This window comes from Methanofollis fontis (genome assembly GCF_004297185.1).
GTDB classification, from domain to species: domain Archaea; phylum Halobacteriota; class Methanomicrobia; order Methanomicrobiales; family Methanofollaceae; genus Methanofollis; species Methanofollis fontis.
In genome coordinates this window covers 427,026-441,994 of record NZ_PGCL01000002.1, presented here as the reverse complement: position 1 = coordinate 441,994, position 14,969 = coordinate 427,026, and the positions used below count along the sequence as shown (strand labels likewise).

The following is a 14,969-nucleotide window of genomic DNA, read 5'->3' as shown; positions in this document are numbered from 1 at the left end:
GGTTTTTGCGGGTGGGTCAACCTGATCTGTCTGTGTTGGTGAGAGGTTCCGGGGGACGAATCATGGAGATAATGGAGATCATAAATGAGATTCTCAGCAGATCGCGCTATCTCGGATCATTCCCCTATTTTGAGATGTCAAGGGTGGCAGGTTCACGGGACGGTTCCGTTGGCGTGTTTGTCGACAGTTCAAAAAGTTCGGTCATCCTTTTTTCTGGCGGAGAGCCAACCGGTGCGATCTTCAGGGACGAGAAAGGAGCGCTCTTCGGTGATTCTGCTGTCCTCAAAATAACCGACAACGATGAATATGATCTCTACGGTGTCGATCGGCGGGCCGTCGACATCGTGGTTTCTCATTGCAGGGTTTTCAACAAGGGGCACTTTCCCCATCAACTCCCCGCCGATATCCCGGAAATAGGAGAAAAACGAAAATCTCCTGGTGTACTCTCCATTGATATAGTACGGGACGATCGTCCGCAGTCCGGTGTCCGGGTATCGATGCGGAAGGGGCGTCATGTGATCGCGAGCGATGTGACGACGGGAGATGGAAAAGTCTCATTCCGTCTCCTGAACGGGCATTATGATGTGCTGATGATTGATCGGGCACGTGAGGTCTATACGTTCCTTGTTGATTTCAATGGAAAAAAAAGTGAACTTGTGATTGATCTGGGTGGTTTGGCAGATGAATAAGGACACGCTAAAAAAAAATCGGCTGCATGACATCCTTCAGCAGATGAACGGGCGCGGCAGCAGTGATCCGGACGACGAGAACGGTGCTGAAGTTACGGTCCAACCTGACCACGCTGACGAATTTGAATCGCTCAGATCGATGGTGGGAAAAAAGGGCGGTCTCGATCTCAGCAATCTGATCCGGGACGTCAGGCAGAGCCCGGTTCTGGACGATGGCGGGAGCGAGGAAAAAATCCCCTCTCCATTGTCCCTGGATGACGCATCTCCCGACGATGGGGCTGATGCTGGTGATGGGGAACAGCCTCCCACACTGTTGTTTGGGGATGACGCATCTCCCGATGATGGGGCTGATGCTGGTGATGGGGAACAGTCCCCCACGCTGTTGTTTGGGGATGGCACATCTCCCGATGATGGGGCGGATGCTGGTGATGGGGAACAGTCCCCCACACTGTTGTTTGGGGATGACGCATCTCCCGATGATGGGGCGGATGCCGGGGGCATTATTCGTGAGACGGCGCTCTCTGCCCACGAAAATGATGAACCGGTCCTGGACCCCAGAAATCTTGCTGAGTTGCAGTCAGTTGTTGATGAACTTTTTTCGGGAAAGAGTGATGCTTTCAGGGAAATGGACGGAATTCCGGCGCTCAGCCAGTCCATTCCAGAAATCGAGACGATCCAGGGTAGAACAGTCCCGGATGATAGCATCCAGGAGGATGCCGATGCAATGCCCGGGTATGGGTGCGAGCCCGTTCAGCCCACTGTGCCCCCAGCAACACATGCTATGAGCCGGCGGACGCGATGGTCTGAGGGCGAAACGTCGGACAATCCTCAGGGGAATGTGGATGCGGGCATTACCGATGCCGAAGACCTCAATTCCTTCTCAGATCTCATTCTCCCGAAGGCAGCAACCTTTGATGTTGAGGATCTTGCATTTGAGTTCAGATCTCAGGCCCACTCGTCTGGAGTGAATGGTCTTCCTCAGGAGATTGATGGGATATGGAGGGATTCATTCCCCAGTATTGCCGAAGACGCCCGTGAAGTGGTACTCGGGAGAGAGGGTCCGGAAAAGGGTGGAATTCTCGGAAAATTAGGCATTATCTCCCGGTTCCGTCACACTGTCGATGAATACAACCCGGTGATCCATGGCCCCCTTGTCGACCTCGCCTTCACTCCAGATCCCGGTGTTGAGGAGGTAGAACTCTACCCTGTCAACGAACCCTATGCATATGTACGAATCATCTATGACAATGCCACCCATGAATACTCCTACGAGGTGCTCGAACCGGAGATCACCGACGCCGAATCCGAACTGCTCGACGAGATCAAGGAGCGCCTGTTCGAACGTCTGGACGTGAACACGAAGGATATCTCCCGTTCAGAATCGAAACGTATTCTCCGTTCATTTTCCGACGAAATTATTGCTGATTATGGTATCTCGCTCTCTCCACTCACCAGAGAGAAGATCCTCTATGCAATCGAGCGCGACTTCCTCGGTGACGGCCTGATCGATGCCGTGATGCATGACAAGTATATCGAGGATATTTCCTGTGATGGGCTGAACAACCCGATCTTCATCTTCCACTCGGGATATGAGTCGATCAAGACCAACCTGATGTACACCGATGCCGTCGAACTCGATTCGTTTGTCACCAAGCTCGCACAGCGTGCAGGCAAGTACATCTCAATCGCAGAACCGATGCTCGATGCCACAATGTCGGACGGTTCCCGTATCCAGATGACGCTTGGCCGCGAGGTGACCGCACATGGTTCGACCTTCACGATCCGGAAGTTCAAGGACGAACCCATCACGCCGACCGATATGATCGAGTGGGGCACCTTCTCGCCCCTCTCCATTGCCTTCCTGTGGCTTGCGGTGGAGGCCGGGAACTCAGCCATATTTGCCGGAGGGACAGCTTCTGGAAAGACCACTGCACTCAATGCCATCTCCCTGTTCATTCCGCCGCAGGCGAAGATCGTCTCCCTTGAGGACACCCGTGAACTGAAACTGCCCCATCCGAACTGGATCCCCTCGGTGACGCGTGATTCATTCGACACCGGTGGAAAGGGCGAGATTGACATGTACGAACTGCTCAGGGCGGCCCTCCGTCAGCGCCCCGAGTACATACTGGTCGGTGAGGTCAGGGGCAAGGAGGCACAGACGCTCTTCCAGGCGATGTCCACCGGCCACGTCACGTATGCAACAATGCACGCCGATTCGGTGGCATCGGTTGTTCACCGACTCGAGAACCCTCCCCTGAACGTCCCGCGAAACATGCTCAACGCCCTCAATCTGGTCTGCGTCCAGCAGCAGGCGCGTGTCGGGGGGCAGCGGATCCGGAGAAACAAACAGATCATTGAGATCCTGGATATTGATCCCCGGACAAACGAACTGATCACCAATGAGGTCTTCTCCTGGCATCAGGCATCCGACGATATCAGGTATTCCGGGAAGTCGTACATTCTGGAGGCTATCATGGAAATCCGTGGCTGGAGTGAGACAAGAATGCGAGAGGAGCTAAAAAGGCGCCAGGAAATTCTTGAATGGATGCGAATCAAGAAGATCCGTCACTACCGTGATGTCTCAAAGATGCTGATCTCCTACTTCCGCGACCCCGATGCGGTCATGGAGGTCGTGCGGGGTGATCTCTATGAATAGTTTTGAACGCTTTAGTTTCGGCCTTCTTGGCCAGAGGGCAAAGGGCAAACGGGAGGAATATGTCGAACTAAGGAGCGATCTGATGCAGGCCCGCATGAAGACCCCCTTTGAGGCCTACCTCTCCACGGCCTATCTCTCGTCACTGCTTGTCGGATGTGTGACGGCCTTATTGCTCGGGATGCTCACATTCTTTCTGGATATCCCGGGGATGATCTCATATCATGGTGCCGTTCCCGGTTTTCTTGTTGCCCTCTCCGACTTCAAGCTCCTGATTGGAACGACATTTGTCTTCGTTTTTTCCCTCCTGGTCTTTGGCGGCATCACCTACTTCTCCTTCATGATGTATCCCAAGGTGCTGGCCGGCAACAGGCGGCGGAATATCGACGCCACGCTTCCCTATGCGATCAATTATGTGACCGCAATGTCAACGGCAGGCATCACTCCGGCCGAGGTCTTCCGTCTCCTTGGAGAAAGCCCGATATATGGCGAAACCGCTGTAGAAGCCCGGTATATCTCCCGTGAGATCGACCTTTTTGGCAGGGATCTCATTGAGGCGATGCGGATATCCTCTACCTTTACACCGAGTCCGAGGATGAAAGAGTTCTTGCAGGGTGCGATGGCGACGATCTCCTCTGGTGCAAACCTCACTGAGTATTTCAGGAACAAGGCGGTCCAGTACACCAATGAGAACCACCAGCAGCAGAAGACCTTTCTCGAAACCCTGGGTCTGATTGCCGAGAGTTATGTGACGGCGATGGTGGCCGGAACCCTCTTCCTGATCATCCTGCAGTCGATCATGTCGATCATCGGGGGAGATGCCAACCCGATCTTTCTGATTATCATCATCTATCTGATCGTGCCATTCGGGAGCATCATGTTCATCATACTGATCAGTTCGATGACCCCGGAGGTGTGAGAGATGAGATTTGGTACTCTTATTGACGATCTCCTCAACAGGGGAGATCGTGGAAACACCCCGGTGGGAACGGTGGACCTCGATGAGCATGAGCGCCATGAACTGGAGATCGTCTCGAAGATCGAAACCCAGCGCCGGACCCGGGTGGGTCTGGGGCGATTTCTCAAGCATCCCTTTGAGGTCCTGACAGAAACACCGACCAACAGTCTCATCGCCACAGTGCCGCTGGCATTTTTATTTCTCATCGTCGGTTTTTCCGTGATCATCGTTGACTATGGCTGGTGGGCCCTCTTCAACACCACCATGATCGACGACGTCATCGTGATCGCCGTGCTCATTCCGGTGATTCCGCTCGCCGTCCTCGATTTCATGGAAGGAAAACGCGAAAAAAATCTGGAAGAGGCACTTCCGAACTTCTTCAGGGACGTGGCGGGCATGAATGATTCGGGTATGACGCTCCCGAATGCCATCCATATTGTGGCAAAGGGGGAGTACGGCACCCTGACCCCCTTTGTCCGCAAACTTGATGTCGATATGTCGTGGAGTGTCCCGTTTGTCGATGCAATCTATCGATTCGGGCAGAATCTCGGCACTCCGCTTGCAGAGCGTTCGGTGGACCTTATTGCCAAGGCGAGCAAGGCCGGCGGTGACGTTTCCGAGGTGCTCCGTGCAGCGGCGCATGACAGTTACGAGTTTGTCAGCCTTAAGAACGAGCGGGCAAGCAATATGCTCATCTATGAGGTGATCATCCTTGTTGCATTCTTTGTTTTCCTCTTCGTGATCCTGGTGCTCGAGACCACATTTCTGACCACGATGTCTGAGGCCGGGATTGCTGCCTCCGCCTCGGGTGCAGGGAGCCAGTTCATGGGTAATGTGAACATGGACCTCTATAAGAGGCTGTTCTCTCATGCTGCAATGATCATGGGCTTTTTCTCGGGCCTGGTTGCCGGTCAGATGGGAGAGGCCCGCGCGACTGCAGGGCTGAAGTTTTCAGCGATCATGCTCATCATCGCATGGCTTCTCTTCAGGTTTGCGGTCTGAAGAAATCTCTTTTTATACCCTCCGTGATGCCTTCAGGATTGGAGGTTTTCATTGCCCGCATGCAGGGCCCATATCCGTCCCATCACTGATCGCCAGTGGTGGTTTTTCAATCCCCATGGTGCGCTGCGGTGCCCGCCCCACGCTCACAACCCGGGGTGTCCATGCGAAAAAACCGATCTGATGGATGGTGTTTGCATCTACGGGAAAGGCAACATTCAGGTGCCTGTAAAAAAGGATCCGAATAAGGGCTGGAGTTTAATTGATCTGCTCCAACTTATACCCCTTCTGAGAGAGCAGTTCTTTGACACGTTCCTTGTGGTTGCCCTGCAGTTCTATGGAGGTATCCTTCACCGTTCCCCCGCAGGCCAGTTTTGCCTTGAGGAATTTGGTCAGGTCAACCAGATCGATCTCATAGGGGTCAAGGCCATCGATAACCGTTACTTCCTTGCCGTAACGGCGTTTATTGACCTTCACCTGTATTCTCTGCTGTTCTTTGGCTACCTCTTCACAGATACACAGCTCTTTTGGTAGTCCACATTTGGGGCATATCCCACCATTCATTGATTATACCTTCAAGTTCTCGTTATATATTTCTTGGCATGAATATCCCGTCCATCTGTTGTTATCAGGTGACATGGGTGGATATTCGGCCGCGCTCCCCGATAGCGGGACAGATTGGGATGATCAGTGCATGCATACACCCCTCAGGTATATCCTGCCCCTCACCATGCATCCCCGGCAGGGTGATTCTGCTCTCCTGCTGCCGGTGCAGATCGCACCTTTTTATGCTCACGAAGGTGCAATTTCATCCCGATGTCGCTGATGGTCCTCGGAACCTCCTCCCACGTCGGTAAGAGCACGCTGGTCGCAGGCATCTGCCGGGTCCTGAAGAACCGTGGGATCACGAACGCTCCCTTCAAATCACAGAATATGAGTCTGAACTCCTGGGTGACCGCCGACGGAGCTGAGATCGGGATCGCCCAGGCGGTGCAGGCGCATGCGGCGGGTGTGGAACCATCGGCCGATATGAACCCCGTCCTTCTCAAACCAAAGGGGGAATCGGTCTGCCAGATCGTGTTGCTGGGCCGTCCGTATCAGGATGTGCAGATCCCGGACTACTACTGCGAAACCGATTCCCTCCTCCAGGAGGCGGTGGCGGCGTACCGGCGGCTGGAGGGGGCATATGGTGAAATCATTGTCGAGGGCGCCGGAGGGGCGGCCGAGGTCAATCTCTATGATCGTGATATCGCCAATATCCAGCTTGCCAGGGCTCTTCGTCTCCCCATCCTGCTCGTCGCCGATATCGAACGAGGTGGTGTCTTTGCTCAGGTTTACGGCACCATCTCTCTCCTCCCCGAGGATATCCGCCCCCTCGTCGCGGGAATCATCGTGAATAAGTTCAGGGGTGATCCGGCGCTCTTTGCGGGGGGTATCCGGATTCTTGAGGAGCTCACCGCCGTGCCGGTTCTGGGAGTTCTGCCCTTTGCGGAGACCGGGATCCCGTCTGAAGATTCGCTCTCCATCGCCGACAAGATGACGTCAGGAAATCCCATACGGATCGCCGTCGTCCGTCTCCCCAGGATCGCCAATTTTACTGACTTCGAACTGCTTGAGCGCTGTGCCGCTGTCGTCTATGTCCGTCCCGGCGAGTCCCTGGACGGGTATGACTGCATCATCATTCCGGGTACAAAGAACACTCTTGAAGATCTTGCGGTGCTCCGCTCATCGGGAGCGGCGGACGAGATCTGCCGCAGGCGAAAGGACGGTGTGCCGGTGATCGGGATCTGCGGCGGTTTTCAGATGCTGGGCGACCACCTGATCGATGCCGGATTTGAGTCAGGGGAACCGGTCGAGGTGGAGGGACTGGGTCTCCTCCGGACGATCACGACCTTTTCGTCCTATCAGAAGACCACGCGACAGGTGCGCTGTCGGTCCGGTGACGTGGGTCCGATCCTCTCCCGGATCGGCGATGTCGAGGGATACGAGATCCACATGGGGGAGACGGATATCGGCGACTCTCTGCCGGCGTTCGACGAGACTGGAGCGGTGAGCGGGGACGGTCTGGTCTTCGGCACCTATCTGCATGGTCTCTTCATGCTCCCTCCTGTTGTGGACGCTCTCCTCTCCTTTCTTTCAGAGAGAAGAGGTCTCGAATATACCGGAGTGACGCCGGCAGGTGACCCCTATGACCGTCTCGCCTCCATCCTCGAAGAACACCTGGACATGGACCGGATCACCCGCATCTGTATCCCCGGGCATCATGCTTAAGAGTGGGGGAAACCTACCTATTCTCGGTTCATCCCTCTTCCGGTGTGATATGATATGGTGATGCGGTGCTCTTTTACGCTTGATCCGGAAATGCTCGATATGATTGATGCATTTGCACGGAAACGCTCTATAGAGCGGAACGAGGCGATTCTTGAACTTATTGAGGCGGGATTTGCCCGTTTTCAGGAGGGCGGTGTGGTCGAGGTCGAGAAACAGCGGTCGTTTGAGGAGTTTGCAACCATCAGAAAGGACGTGGCAGAACTCAAGGAGAGTATTGCAAACATGCGGGATGAACTCCGACTGGTTCATCATACTCTCGAGTCAGATTACACGAAAGAGGCCCATTGCGTCCCGTACCAGACAAAAAATATCTGGGATTTTTTGCGGCGTGACTAACTGATCACCGTCATGATGCTCCTGAACCCCTCGGTGCCGTCGTCGTCGCACTCAACGGCGGTCACGTCGGCGCTATCTACATGGGTCACGGCACGCTTGAGCATGCAATAGGCGCGGGCAGGTGAGGTCACCCATTCCCCCCTGACCAGAAAACGCCTGGAATGGACACAGAACCGGCAGCTGTCAGGTGTTCGGTTTCGCGCATTCTGGCAGGCAACCTCACCTCCTTCCACCCTCAGCACCCGCAGTTCTCCCGCCATGATTCTCCCACCATCCTCAGACGTACCATGCCGTTTCAAACCCTTCTATTTCCAGGATGTCCGAGACCCTCCGGCGCCATTCTGGGTCAGGCAGATCGAGTCTCCTGATCTGCTCATCCCAGATCGCTCTCAATCCTGCATCGCCGGTCTTCAGGTCCCGCCTGCCCCGCAGTTCTCCAACGACAGCGCCCTCGCGCATCACCCGCATCCCGCAGCAGGTATAACTCCTGCAGACCGGGGGCCTCGAACCGTGAACGGTGCAGATGAACCCCTCCCCCCCCTGCCTGAGAAACGGGCAGGCAGATGGATGCGTCCACTGGGGGGACGGTCGCCTGAAGAGGGGCAGGAAACGGTCCTCCACCCGCACGGAAAAGGAGGTTCCGGTGACTGTCTCGGTGCAGAGGTAGTCCTGCGGTCCGGTCTGGCGATCGATCTTGATATATTTCCCGAAGGTCATGCAGCACCTCCCGCAGAGGGTGCAGGAAAAGGGCTCCTCTCTCATCAGATGAATCTCATCCTCCGGCAGGATATCCTTTTCTGCCATTACCTTAATCTGCCGTCTCGCGCCACCACTCTGTATGAAGGTCTGCATCATGTGCGGCGGTGAGGGCACCCGCCTGCGCCCCCTCACGTTTGAGCGCCCAAAGCCCTGCATCCCGATCGTGAACCGTCCGTCGATCAGTCATCTGGTCACCCATCTCGCCGATCTCGGGTTTACGGAGATGGTGGTCACGCTGGGGTACAAAGGGGACGACATCGAACGTGCGCTCGGCGACGGATCCCTCTTCGGTGCCGAGATCACCTATGTGCATGAGGAGATCAAACTCGGAACCGCAGGAAGCGTGAAAAATGCGCAGCAATTCCTTGACGGTGCTCCTTTCCTTGTCGTCGGGGGCGACCATGTGGCAGACCTCAACCTCCTTGAGTTCTACCGTGAGCACATCCGCGGTGATGCGATCGCCTCTATTGGGCTCATATCCATCGACGATCCCTCGGAATACGGCATCGCCGAGATCGACGTGACCTATCAGATCAAGCGTTTCAAGGAGAAGCCCGGTCCAGGCGAGATATTCTCAAATCTTGCATCGACCGGGATGTATGTCTGCAGTCCGGAGATCTTTGACTATATCCCGTCCGGTGAGAAGACGGACTTTGCCAAGAACGTCTTTCCCCGCCTGATGAATGAGGGGCGGACGATCAAGGGATGGCTTGCCCGCGGGAACTGGACCGATGTCGGCAGCCCCCGTTCGCTCAGGCAGGCCGAACGCTGGAAGCTTCAGGAGATCTCGACCACCAATATCGCCGGCGATCTCCATGTGAAGGGGGCAAAAATTGTCGGTCCGGTCTCTCTTGGCGGTTCGATCTCGCTGGGATCGAATTCCCAGATCATTGGTCCGGTCTCCATCGGCGCAGGGACGACTATCGAGAGCAATGTGCTCATCGGCCCGTACACGAGCATCGGCGAAGATTGTGTCATCAAGAACAATGCGAAGATCTTCTCGTCCTCGATCTACAACCAGGTGGTGGTCGGCAGCCGGACCACCGTTTCGGGCTCCATCATCGATAACGACACGATCATCGGCGACACCTGTTCGGTGGAGAACGACACGGTGATCGGACCAAGGGTGGTGATCCAGAACAATGTCACCATCCACTCGGGGACGCGCCTGTGGCCCGAGGTGATCGTGCCCGACGGATCGATCGTCAAGGAGCATGTGCTCAACGAAAAATATGACCTGAGGTGTGAGGGCTCCTAGTTCTGCCGCACCAGTCGATGGGTGACGGCGACAAGGGGGTGACGGGCATAGTCCATGACGGCGATGTCGTTGAGGGTGCGGAGATTCTGTGCCCTGGCGGTCCGTTCCATCCCCAGCTCCAGATTTTCTGCAATCATGATGATATAGGCGTCGAGGGTCTTGTGACCGAGCCTCTTGGCGGCAATCGCCCGGTGATGTCCGTCGACGAGAATATAGCGACCGGGTCGTTTGACAACGATCAGGGGCTCGGCCAGCCCTTTTTTAATCTCGTATATCCGTCCCTCGAGTTCGTCCTGATAGATCCGCGCCTGTGTCGGGAGGAGTTCGTCGATGGGGACATAGCCGCGTTTCAGGGTCGGTTCGATCCCGTGCAGGCGGCGCAATGTGTCCATGAAATTATAGACTTTTTCCGGTGAGACACGCTCGATCTGGGACCTGATCACATCGGCGTTGGATATGATGCCGATCAGGCGGTTGTGTTCATCGACGACCGGAAGTTTCTGGATGCCCGACCGAAAGATCACCCGTGCGGCGTCATTGATGCTCATTTCCGGATCGGCGACGATGAGGTGGCGACTCATGATCCGCTCCACCGGCGTTCCGGGATGGACGGCAAGGAGGTCACGCGCCGAGATGTATCCGACAACTTCTTTCTGGTCATTGACCACCGGAAAACCGTCGTGCCCGGTCTTCTGGATCTTATCGATCACGCCCTTTCCGGTCTCATGGATACCCACGGTGACGACATCATAGGTCATGTAGTCCTTGACCCGTTTTTTATCCATCATCATCTCTTGTGACCCGGGCTACATGAAGGGTTCGGTATATATAGACCTTCTGTTTCTACATCCGCCGTTTGGCTGGATATTTGTTCATTTTCCTCCATGGGAGAAAAAATAGGCGGAAGGTGGCTCATTCGATCGGGATGAGCGTACCCCGCTCAACCTCCACTTTTTTCAGGTGCACCTCAAGGACGCCGTTTTTAAATGTTGCAGAGGCACCCTCTTCCGTCACTTCGGCCGGCAGGGAGACCGTCCTTTTCATGCTCCCATAGACCCGTTCCCGCATGAAATACCCTTCCTCTTCTCCCTCTTTCTCCTGTTTCTGAATGGCAGCAATCTCAAGGAGCCGCGGTGTGACCAGTCGCAGGGAAACGTTCTCGCGGTCAGCTCCCGGCAGATCTGCAGCCACCACAATCTCGTCTTCGTGAGAGCAGACATCCACGCGCAGGCCCTCCCCCCGGATGGCCGGAAGATAGTGCCCGGTGCCGGTCTCTGTCAGCAGGGACTGGAAACGGCCTTCCATCTCGGCCCTCATCTCGTTCATCATCTCATCGAAGTCTCTCCAGAATGAATGAAATCCGCCTCTTCGTACCATGCTCCTCAACTCCCGCGCATCGCGCTGATGATAACTTCTCGTTAGGGGTTTTGATATATATGTATTTCTCTGGGTCTGGAACAGAGGTCTTATGGGGAGGGGGTACCACTGAATATATAATGGCTGCAACCTCTCAGAAACGCAGTTCTGGTTCTCAGTCTCCGAAGAAGAAGACAGGAACCCAGATTGCCATGGTCGTGTTCGGCGTCCTGTTCGCCGTACTGATGGTGGCGTCCTATGCAGTCCCGGCAATGAGCGCCTTCAAGAGTGTCCGGGACGGAGATTCGGTTGTCATTGAATATACCGTCAGGGATGCGTCGGGAGCGCCGGTGATCACCTCGAGTCAGGCGGTGCTCGTCGAGGGTTATAACCGGGGCGAGGTTGGTTTTCTGACGACACAGATGAACCTGCTTGCAGGTGCAAGTGCAACCGCCCGCGTGGTCCCGGTCCCGATCTATCTGCCTGACGGAACGACCGGGGAGTTCGCCCTCCTCGAATCCGAGATTGACGACATCACGTCAGGCGTCCTCGGGATGCATGAGCGCGGAACAAAGACAATTCCGCTCTCCATGACGGAGATGGACCAGACGATCGATGCCCTCGGTGCTGATCAGATGGGTCTCAACTTTACGGAGTTGCAGACCGGTGACCGCATCACGATCGCCATGACGATCACCGACGATCCGACGATCTTCACCGATCCCGAGGAACAGATCTCGTATATACGGATAGGGACGGTTACCGGCAAATCTGCCGATGAAATCTCGGTTAATTTCGCGTATTCGACCGTCGAAGTCTCGGTCATACAGATATCGCAGGCATAAAACCCGGTGGGTATTTATATGCCCCACGCTTTTTTTGATCCATGGCAGTGAAGATCCTCTGTTATTATCAGGAGGGGTGCATGGGGTGCATCGAGCAGGAACCCATCAACCGAGAGGTTGAAGGGGCGCTCGGTGTTGTGATCGAAGAGCGGGACGCCCTCACACATACAGACGATATCGGTGCGTATGGACTCAAAGTGACACCGACCGTTCTTGTTCTGGTCGATGACGAGGTGCGGGAGCGGTTTGAGGGTGTTGTCCACCGGGAGGCGCTCGAGGAGGCGATAAAAAAGTATTTATAGGCGGTTTCCGTAAATCCGCCGGATCTTTTTGGCGACCGTCTTCCATCCGTCTTTTCTCAGTACCTGCCCTTCCCGCATCTTGATATGGGAGATCCGGAATCGAACATTTCCGAATGAATACACCTCCCCGACAGCGAAGGGTTCCTCGCCGTCGCAGCGCTGATAGAGGGAAAAGGTCTTCCATCCCTTATGCACCGACGCCCTGACCACGACCTCTTCGATTTCCCTGGTCCAGAGTGTCGATATCTCCGGCGCCGCCGCCTTCTGAACCCTCCGTTCGCCGCACTCGATCGAGGTGACTTCAACGGAAACCCCCTCCTCGCCGCATTCCGCCACCAGATAGTCGCCAACACTGATGACGTCCTCTTCGAGGAGTTCGATGGTGCAGACCGTGGATTCGGCCTCGCTGCTCACGATTGTCCTGATGTTCAGGATAGTCTCATTCGGTTTCGGGACATGATGGACCGTTCCGCATTCGGCGCATCTGACCAGGAGGTCGGCGGCCTCCTTGAGCACCTCGTGATCGGTCTCGTCACCGCACTGCGGACAGGAGGTGATAATGTACATTGTATAGAATGGCGCACAGAATTATTTAAGATGAAGGCACGGGACATCATCCACTGCTCCGGCCATGCGAATGTGCGGGCGCTCCACCCCACCACCTTTGAGGTGACAACTGCCGAAACGCTCTCGACGGCAGGGGACTGTATCGTCGGCGTCTGTTCAGACAAGGGTGCGGCCGATCTCAATCCTGCCCTCCGGGCCCTGATCGCCGACGACCGCGCGGTGGTCCTGACGCGTCTTATAGTCGGGGATCTGGAGGTGACGGTCCGTGCACGGGGATCCGGCGGTCTCACCCTTGATCATGAGGACGATCTGGTCTGGCGGCGGAGCGATTTTGTCTGCGGGCGTACCGTCTGTGTGGGCGCCGATACGGTGGCCCGGACGATTGACCGCCGCCTTGTTGCCCTCCTCAGGGAGGGCGTCGACCTGGTCGTCGAGATCGAGGCCTTTGTGGATGAGAATGAACCGTCGGATCGGGTATATTAAGTCCTGTTCTCCCCGGCGATCTCGGTGATCTTCAGTTCGGCATCGTTGAGCAGGCGTTCACACTCCCTGATCAGCTCCTCCCCCTTCCTGAAGAGGGCGATGCTCTCCTCCAGTCCGGTCGAATCGTCCTCGACCTTCCGCACGATCTCTCGCAGTTCTGCCACCAGTTCTTCATAGGTCTTCTGCATGATCTACCTCCTCCACGCGCACCCGCGCGCTACCGTCCGCAAGGCGCAGTTCAAGTCGTTCTCCCGGTGCGATCTCCCTCACCGATCTGATCGCCGTCCCCTCCCTGAACAGGAGGGCGTAGCCGTGAGAGAGGGGGGCGAACGGATCTCTGGACGAGAGGCGGGCCCGGAGTTCGGCAAGATGCAGGCGCCTGCGCTCGATGCCCCGTCTCCCCTCCCTCAAAAGTCGCTCCTCGATCTCTGCAACAGCCATGCGGCTGTCCTGGATCCTCCGGTGTGCGCGGCCGGGCCTGAACCGCAGTCTGGCGCCCTCAAGATCGTCTCTGCATCGGTCAATCCGGTTGAATAATGCTTCCCTCAACCTTTTCTGGTCGGCGGCGCAGGCGGCAAGAAGTTCGCCACGATCCGGGACGGCAAGTTCTGCCGCCGCCGAAGGAGTCGGGGCCCGGAGATCGGCGGCGAGATCGGCGAGGGTCGTATCGGTCTCATGACCGACGGCGCTGATCACCGGCGTCCTGCATGCCGCAATCGCCCGCACCACCTCCGGGCGGTTGAAGGGGAAGAGGTCCTCGAAACTCCCGCCGCCCCGCCCGACGATCATCACATCCGCGAGACCGTCTGCCCTCCGGATCGCCGATGCGATCTCGAGATGGGCGAGTTCTCCCTGCACCGCCGTTGGCGAGAGAAGGATCTCCAGGGGATAGCGCCGTGAGATGACATTCTGGATGTCATGGAAGACCGCCCCCTTTGGCGAGGTGACGACAGCGATCCTTCGTGGAAACCTTGGAGGCGTGCGTTTTCGTTCTGAACTGAAGAGCCCTTCGTTTGCAAGCTCCCGTTTCCACCGCTCGACGAGAAGATGCCGTTCGCCTTCGCCCGAACGCCGGAGGTCCTCGACGTAGAACTGGCATCGCCCCTGCGCCTCATAGAAGGAGATGTTGCCATAGGCCACCACGTCCATGCCGTTCCCGGGTTCGAAGGAGAGGGCACGGGCGTTCCCCCTGAACATGACGGCAGAGATCACCGCAGTCCGCCCGCCTCCCCCTTCTGAGAGCGAGAAATAGATATGGCCCGAGGGGTAGCGTTTGCAGTTTGTGATCTCGCCCCGGATCCAGCACCCGGAGAGGGGAGGGATGTCCAGGGCATTCTTGATTATCCCGGTCACTTCCGAGACGCTGAGGACCGTTCCGGTGTCCGAACCCGGCAGACGGGGACTCAAACCCATCGTTTTTATCGTAGGGCGGT

At 56.3% G+C, this 14,969-nt stretch carries 19 protein-coding genes; 10 read left to right on the top strand and 9 right to left on the bottom strand.

The features are described 5' to 3' along the window. Window positions 1-188: 188 nt before the first annotated feature. Window positions 189-515 carry a hypothetical protein gene (locus CUJ86_RS05995; protein WP_130646649.1) on the bottom strand — a complete coding sequence of 109 codons (327 nt, stop codon included), beginning with the start codon at window positions 513-515 and terminating at the stop codon, window positions 189-191. On the opposite strand from CUJ86_RS05995, the gene CUJ86_RS11820 reads away from it, so the two are divergent. The 4 genes from CUJ86_RS11820 to CUJ86_RS05980 are packed head-to-tail and all read left to right on the top strand — an operon-like array spanning window position 516 to window position 5,302. Continuing rightward, window positions 516-689 (top strand): hypothetical protein, encoded by a 174-nt coding sequence (locus CUJ86_RS11820; protein WP_165394798.1) that lies wholly within the window; start codon window positions 516-518, stop codon window positions 687-689. After that, entirely contained in the window at window positions 682-3,345 is a 2,664-nt protein-coding gene (locus tag CUJ86_RS05990) for an ATPase, T2SS/T4P/T4SS family (protein WP_235855591.1), read from the top strand. The genes CUJ86_RS11820 and CUJ86_RS05990 overlap by 8 nt, the downstream gene beginning before the upstream one ends. Beyond that, window positions 3,338-4,261 (top strand): type II secretion system F family protein, encoded by a 924-nt coding sequence (locus CUJ86_RS05985; protein WP_130646648.1) that lies wholly within the window; start codon window positions 3,338-3,340, stop codon window positions 4,259-4,261. The genes CUJ86_RS05990 and CUJ86_RS05985 overlap by 8 nt, the downstream gene beginning before the upstream one ends. 3 nt (window positions 4,262-4,264) lie before the next feature. Beyond that, window positions 4,265-5,302 (top strand): type II secretion system F family protein, encoded by a 1,038-nt coding sequence (locus CUJ86_RS05980; RefSeq protein ID WP_130646647.1) that lies wholly within the window; start codon window positions 4,265-4,267, stop codon window positions 5,300-5,302. 255 nt (window positions 5,303-5,557) lie between these two features. On the opposite strand, the gene yciH is transcribed toward CUJ86_RS05980, so the two are convergent. Further along, the gene (gene yciH, locus CUJ86_RS05975) at window positions 5,558-5,863 is read right to left on the bottom strand and encodes a stress response translation initiation inhibitor YciH (protein WP_130646646.1); all 306 of its coding nucleotides are present in this window, start codon (window positions 5,861-5,863) and stop codon (window positions 5,558-5,560) included. Window positions 5,864-6,115: 252 nt separating this feature from the next. Here yciH and CUJ86_RS05970 point away from each other — a divergent pair, with 252 nt between their 5' ends. Together CUJ86_RS05970 and CUJ86_RS05965 are read left to right on the top strand one after the other, a co-directional pair. Next, window positions 6,116-7,570: a cobyric acid synthase gene (locus CUJ86_RS05970; RefSeq protein WP_130646645.1), complete on the top strand. Its 1,455-nt coding sequence runs from the start codon at window positions 6,116-6,118 to the stop codon at window positions 7,568-7,570. A gap of 99 nt (window positions 7,571-7,669) precedes the next feature. Continuing rightward, window positions 7,670-7,966 carry a type II secretion system protein E gene (locus tag CUJ86_RS05965; RefSeq protein WP_235855590.1) on the top strand — a complete coding sequence of 99 codons (297 nt, stop codon included), beginning with the start codon at window positions 7,670-7,672 and terminating at the stop codon, window positions 7,964-7,966. Here the strand turns inward: CUJ86_RS05965 and CUJ86_RS05960 are convergent. Further along, entirely contained in the window at window positions 7,963-8,226 is a 264-nt protein-coding gene (locus CUJ86_RS05960; protein ID WP_235855589.1) for a hypothetical protein, read from the bottom strand. The genes CUJ86_RS05965 and CUJ86_RS05960 overlap by 4 nt on opposite strands. A 16-nt stretch (window positions 8,227-8,242) precedes the next feature. Next, complete coding sequence (locus CUJ86_RS05955) at window positions 8,243-8,770, bottom strand: YkgJ family cysteine cluster protein (protein WP_165394797.1); 528 nt, start codon at window positions 8,768-8,770, stop codon at window positions 8,243-8,245. Between the two features lie 34 nt (window positions 8,771-8,804). Between CUJ86_RS05955 and CUJ86_RS05950 the strand changes: the two genes are divergently transcribed. Then, window positions 8,805-9,983: a nucleotidyltransferase family protein gene (locus CUJ86_RS05950; protein ID WP_130646642.1), complete on the top strand. Its 1,179-nt coding sequence runs from the start codon at window positions 8,805-8,807 to the stop codon at window positions 9,981-9,983. Here the strand turns inward: CUJ86_RS05950 and CUJ86_RS05945 are convergent. Further along, window positions 9,980-10,768: a CBS pair associated ParBc domain-containing protein gene (locus CUJ86_RS05945; RefSeq protein ID WP_130646847.1), complete on the bottom strand. Its 789-nt coding sequence runs from the start codon at window positions 10,766-10,768 to the stop codon at window positions 9,980-9,982. The genes CUJ86_RS05950 and CUJ86_RS05945 overlap by 4 nt on opposite strands. Window positions 10,769-10,895: 127 nt before the next feature. Beyond that, entirely contained in the window at window positions 10,896-11,360 is a 465-nt protein-coding gene (locus tag CUJ86_RS05940) for an Hsp20/alpha crystallin family protein (RefSeq protein ID WP_130646641.1), read from the bottom strand. A 119-nt stretch (window positions 11,361-11,479) separates the two neighbouring features. On the opposite strand from CUJ86_RS05940, the gene CUJ86_RS05935 reads away from it, so the two are divergent. Then, window positions 11,480-12,184 (top strand): hypothetical protein, encoded by a 705-nt coding sequence (locus CUJ86_RS05935; RefSeq protein WP_130646640.1) that lies wholly within the window; start codon window positions 11,480-11,482, stop codon window positions 12,182-12,184. Window positions 12,185-12,225: 41 nt separating this feature from the next. Further along, the gene (locus CUJ86_RS05930) at window positions 12,226-12,486 is read left to right on the top strand and encodes a YbbN family protein (protein ID WP_130646639.1); all 261 of its coding nucleotides are present in this window, start codon (window positions 12,226-12,228) and stop codon (window positions 12,484-12,486) included. Here CUJ86_RS05930 and CUJ86_RS05925 read toward each other — a convergent pair. Next, complete coding sequence (locus CUJ86_RS05925) at window positions 12,481-13,053, bottom strand: HVO_0476 family zinc finger protein (protein WP_130646638.1); 573 nt, start codon at window positions 13,051-13,053, stop codon at window positions 12,481-12,483. The two genes, CUJ86_RS05930 and CUJ86_RS05925, sit on opposite strands and share 6 nt — an antisense overlap. 30 nt (window positions 13,054-13,083) lie before the next feature. On the opposite strand from CUJ86_RS05925, the gene CUJ86_RS05920 reads away from it, so the two are divergent. After that, window positions 13,084-13,536, top strand: a complete 453-nt coding sequence (locus CUJ86_RS05920) for a DUF371 domain-containing protein (protein WP_130646637.1) — start codon at window positions 13,084-13,086, stop codon at window positions 13,534-13,536. Here the strand turns inward: CUJ86_RS05920 and xseB are convergent. Next, window positions 13,533-13,724: an exodeoxyribonuclease VII small subunit gene (xseB, locus tag CUJ86_RS05915; protein WP_165394796.1), complete on the bottom strand. Its 192-nt coding sequence runs from the start codon at window positions 13,722-13,724 to the stop codon at window positions 13,533-13,535. The two genes, CUJ86_RS05920 and xseB, sit on opposite strands and share 4 nt — an antisense overlap. After that, window positions 13,708-14,949, bottom strand: a complete 1,242-nt coding sequence (gene xseA, locus CUJ86_RS05910; protein ID WP_130646635.1) for an exodeoxyribonuclease VII large subunit — start codon at window positions 14,947-14,949, stop codon at window positions 13,708-13,710. Before xseA ends, xseB begins: the two co-directional genes overlap by 17 nt. Window positions 14,950-14,969 lie beyond the last annotated feature (20 nt).